This window comes from Sphingomonas bacterium (assembly GCF_903643065.1).
Lineage (GTDB): Bacteria > Pseudomonadota > Alphaproteobacteria > Sphingomonadales > Sphingomonadaceae > Sphingomonas.
The window spans coordinates 1-3,179 of sequence record NZ_CAHJWX010000366.1; the positions used below are offsets into that span (position 1 = coordinate 1).

Genomic DNA, 3,179 nt, shown 5'->3' on the forward strand with positions numbered 1-3,179 from the left:
CGCCGGCGTGGCGCACCATCGCGGCGGCGACGCGCGCGCTCTCGCGCCAGATCTCGGCGGCGTCGTGTTCCACCCAGCCGGGGCGGGGATAATGCTGGGTCAGCTCGGCCGCCGCGCTCGCGACGCAGCGGCCGACCTGCCCCGGGCCCGATCCGGGGTCGGCGGTGAACAGCATCGCGCGCGTCGACGTGGTGCCCTCGTCGATCACGAGCAGGTGGTCGGCCATGGTCCTCTCTCCTCGCGCCCCGCATGCCCGCTATCGCGATCCGCGCAAGGGGGGTAGGAGTGACCGACATGGCCGATCGCGACGCCTTCATCGCCCCCGGCGTGCCGCTCGTGCCCGACGAGCCGGCGCCGTTGGTGGAGCGGCGCGACCGGCTGCTCGCGGCGTTGACGCTGATCGCGGGCGTCGGGCTGGCGCTCGGGCTGCCCTTCGCGCTGCAGTTGGGGCGCGAGTTCTTCCTGCCGCTGACGGCCGCGCTGGTGGTGGCGGTCGCGATGGTGCCGCTGCTGGAGCAGCTGGAGCGACGCGGCGTGCCGCCGACGCTGGCGGCGCTGTTCTGCGTGCTGCTGTTCCTGGGGCTCGTCAACGTCGCGATCGCCGCGATCGTGGTGCCGGCGACCGACTTCTTCACGCTGCTGCCGACGCGGCTGCCGCGCATCCAGCACAATCTCGCGCCGCTGCTGGAGCTTTATTCCAGCCTGCAGCGCTCGGTGAACCGCTTCTTTCACCAGATCGCGTCGACGCCGATCCGCCGCTCGCCCACCGCCGCCGTGGCGCCGCCCTCGTCGATCCTGGAGCTCGCCGCGACCAGCGCTCCCGCCGTCATCGTCCAGTTCCTGTTCGGCGTCCTGGTGGTGTTCTTCTTCCTGTCCGGCTGGACCCGCATCCGCCGCCAGACGATCACCGGCCGCGCCAGTTTCGACGGCGCGATGGCGACGGCGCGGGTGATCCAGGACGTGGTGGACGACGTGTCGGCCTATCTGGGCACGATCACGCTCATCAACCTGCTGCTGGGCGCGATCGTCGCGGGCGCGCTGTACCTGTACGGCATGCCCTATCCGCTGATGTGGGGCGGCATCGTCGTGCTGCTCAACTATGTCCCGTATTTCGGGCCAGCGATCGCGGCGCTGCTGATGGCGGTGGGTGGGCTGATGCTCTATGCCGATATCTGGGGCGCGCTGGTGCCGGCGGCGATCATGATCGGCTGCCACCTGGTGGAGGCGAACCTGGTGACGCCGTTCATCGTCGGCCACCGGCTGACGATCAGCCCGCTGATGATCCTGATCTCGCTCAGCTTCTGGACCTGGATCTGGGGGACGCCCGGTGCGCTGCTGGCAGTGCCGCTGCTGATCATCGGGCAGACGGTGCTGGGCGCGGCGGGCAAGCCGGACATCGCGGGCTTCCTGTTCGAACAGGGCGCGCTGGTGAAGACGCGCGGCGACCGGCGGCGCTGGCGGCGGGGCAGACCCGAACCGGTTGACAGCCCCGGAGGCGTCGCCTAACCGGCCGCCTCCGCGACGGTCTTGCGGGTGTAGCTCAGTTGGTTAGAGCGCCGGCCTGTCACGCCGGAGGTCGCGGGTTCGAGCCCCGTCACTCGCGCCACCGCGCAGCGCGGGCACGGTCAGCGGAGCTGATCGCACCACGCGCAAGCGCGGCCGGCGGGTCGCTTCAGCGATCCCGTCCGACGTCACGGCGCGGCTTCGCCGCGACGCTCTACCCAGCGAAGAAGTAGCGGGATCCCCCGCACAAGGCCGGTTGACGACGGTTATCGGGCGTCCCCGTCCCCCGCATTGCCGCTTTCCATCCACACCAGCAGCGGCCGCAACGGCGCGATCCAGATGATGCCCGTGACCAGGTAGAAGAGCGTCTGTGCCGGCCACCACCAGGTGCCGACCGTGCCCGAGAGGCTGGCGATCGCGATCGCCCAGACGGCGATCAGCCCCAGGATGATGAAGACGCCAGCCGGCTTGCGCCACGATGGGGTCATGGCGTGATCCACTCCTGTTCGGTCGCGATCGCGTGGAGCGGGATGTCCCATGGATCGGGGGCGAGCGCGTCGACTTCCTGCACCGACCAGGCGAGGCCGACGCGCCACGCGGCCGGATGCGCAGCGAAGGCGCGGTCGTAATGGCCGGCGCCCTGGCCGAGGCGGTTGCCCCGCCGGTCGAAGCCGATCAGCGGGGTGAGGATGAGGTCGGGGGCGGCCTCGGGCCAGGCCGGGTCGGGATTGAGCAGGCCGAAGGGGCCGGGGATCAGCGGCTCGCCGGGCTGGACGAGCAGGAAGCGCAACGCGGTGGCGCGGTCGGCGACGAAGGGGAGGGCCAGGTGGGCGCCGGCGGCGGTCGCGGCGGTGTCGAACGGGGCTGGGTCAACCTCGCCGCCGACCGGGCGATAGCTGGCGACGATCCGGCCGGGGCGAAGTTGGTCGAGAAAGGCGGGTGATGGCCTGGGAGCGGGGCCGTTCATGGCGGCTCGGGTCGCGCGAAGGCGGGCGCGAAGAGCGGGCTTGGCAAGCATCAGGTCGCGGCCCGGCGAAGCCGTGCCGCGACGTCGAACGGGCTCGCTAGCGCGATCCGCCGGCCGGGCTCACGCGTCTCCGCCGCAGCTAGGCTGCGGCGGTGCGTGTTGGGACCACCTTGGCCGTTTGCCAATGTATCCACTGACGCACGGTACGTCAGGTGGGGACCATGTACGTCGGACCAGGATCCGGGCAGGGACAGCCCCCAATGGATGATGAATAGCCTCAGGGATAAAAGATGGCTCGCACCGGGCAGTACCCGAGTCCGTACTTAGGCGTTGGCGGGCGCGTGCTCAAGGGTGTCGGCTAGTTCTTCCAGCCGTTCCGCCAGCCGCGTTACCGCGCCCGCGCCCAGCGAGCCGTCGGCGGGAGGGCGGTTCTCCGCCTCGTCGAGCGCGTCCGCGAGCATGAGCGCGAGCAGGAACAGCGCGCGCTCGGTGGAGACGCCGCCGGCGGCGCGCAACGCGGCCGGCCAGCGCTCGATCAGCCGTTCGCCCAGATGCCGCACGCGGCTCTCCTCGCCATCGCGACAGGCGACGGCGATCGCGCGCCCGCCCAGCGACAGGTCGACCTGCGCCACCCTAGCGCTCCGACCCGCGCGCGATCACGTCGTCCAGCGCCGCGACCGCTTCCGCCATCCGCGCCTTGAGCGCCGCG

General features: G+C 71.5%; 5 protein-coding genes and 1 tRNA gene. 2 read left to right on the forward strand and 4 right to left on the reverse strand.

From position 1 onward, the window contains the following. A partial coding sequence (locus HUU95_RS12100; protein ID WP_254602779.1) for an FGGY family carbohydrate kinase occupies nucleotides 1-226 on the reverse strand: 226 nt, incomplete at its 3' end. 68 nt (nucleotides 227-294) lie between these two features. Here HUU95_RS12100 and HUU95_RS12105 point away from each other — a divergent pair. Continuing rightward, the gene (locus HUU95_RS12105) at nucleotides 295-1,506 is read left to right on the forward strand and encodes an AI-2E family transporter (RefSeq protein WP_174280336.1); all 1,212 of its coding nucleotides are present in this window, start codon (nucleotides 295-297) and stop codon (nucleotides 1,504-1,506) included. Nucleotides 1,507-1,529: 23 nt separating this feature from the next. Beyond that, a tRNA-Asp gene (locus HUU95_RS12110) sits at nucleotides 1,530-1,606 on the forward strand. Nucleotides 1,607-1,769: 163 nt separating this feature from the next. Here HUU95_RS12110 and HUU95_RS12115 read toward each other — a convergent pair. The 3 genes from HUU95_RS12115 to zapA form a co-directional block, all read right to left on the reverse strand. Further along, entirely contained in the window at nucleotides 1,770-1,991 is a 222-nt protein-coding gene (locus HUU95_RS12115; RefSeq protein WP_174280337.1) for a DUF2842 domain-containing protein, read from the reverse strand. After that, entirely contained in the window at nucleotides 1,988-2,521 is a 534-nt protein-coding gene (locus HUU95_RS12120; RefSeq protein WP_174280338.1) for a 5-formyltetrahydrofolate cyclo-ligase, read from the reverse strand. Before HUU95_RS12120 ends, HUU95_RS12115 begins: the two co-directional genes overlap by 4 nt. Nucleotides 2,522-2,793: 272 nt before the next feature. Then, complete coding sequence (gene zapA / locus HUU95_RS12125; protein ID WP_174280339.1) at nucleotides 2,794-3,102, reverse strand: cell division protein ZapA; 309 nt, start codon at nucleotides 3,100-3,102, stop codon at nucleotides 2,794-2,796. Nucleotides 3,103-3,179: the final 77 nt, after the last annotated feature.